Source organism: Pseudomonas brassicae (genome assembly GCF_010671725.1).
In the GTDB taxonomy this organism is placed as follows: domain Bacteria; phylum Pseudomonadota; class Gammaproteobacteria; order Pseudomonadales; family Pseudomonadaceae; genus Aquipseudomonas; species Aquipseudomonas brassicae.
Window position 1 is genome coordinate 1 of record NZ_JAAHBU010000211.1, and the last position, 823, is coordinate 823.

An 823-nucleotide genomic window follows, 5' to 3' on the forward strand; every position below is an offset into this window, starting at 1 on the left:
GAAGGGGGGCAGTACAGGCGATACACATAAAAACGCCCGGCACACAGGCCGGGCGTTTTCTGTACAGCCGCCTGAACTCAGGCCTGGCTGGCCGGGCTTGCGGCTGCGGCTGCAGATGCCGCCGACGCTGCCGGTGCCGCGCTCGCCGCCGGGCTTGGCGCAGGTGCCGCACTGGCACTTGGCGCCGCTGCCGGCTTGGCGGCAGCAGGCTTGGCCGGGGCTTTTTTCACCGCTGGCTTTTTCGCTGCTGCCGGCTTGGCGGCAGGTTTGGCCGCTGCTTTCGCCGCTGGCTTGGCCGCTGCGGTTTTTGCTGCGGCCGGTTTGGCTGCTGGCTTGGCCGCGGCCTTAGCCAGCGGTTTGGCCGCCTTGGGGGCCGCCGCCTTGGCCGAGACCGGCTTGACCGAGGCACCGGTCAGTTTCTCGATCTGCTTGGTCAGCGTGTCGACCTGCTGGTGCAGCGCCTTGACTTCGTTGCGGCTGGGTACGCCCAGGCGCGAGATGGCACTGTTCAGGCGCTTTGTCGAAGGCCTCTTCGAGTTCGCTCCACTTGCCCAGTGCGCGGTCTTTCACGTCGCCCACCCGCGAGGTCGCGGACTTGGCAGAAGCCTTGGCCGAGTCGACGCTGCTCTTGGCGTGCTTTTCAGCTTTCTCACCGTCCTTGACCAGGGTGTCGAACAGTTTGCTGCCGTCCTGATCGATCTTGGAGTAGATACCCAAACCAGCCAGCCAGATCTTGCGGGAGTACTTTTCGATCCCCCCAACCCAGGAGCTGCTCTCTTTCTCAGTAGTCTTCTTGCCAGCCATCCCGCTCTCCTTATTGTTT

At 64.4% G+C, this 823-nt stretch carries 1 pseudogene; it reads right to left on the minus strand.

The features are described from left to right. Nucleotides 1-86: 86 nt before the first annotated feature. Nucleotides 87-804 (minus strand): annotated as a pseudogene (locus G3436_RS15325) (phasin family protein); the annotation flags it as partial. Between the last annotated feature and the right edge of the window lie 19 nt (nucleotides 805-823).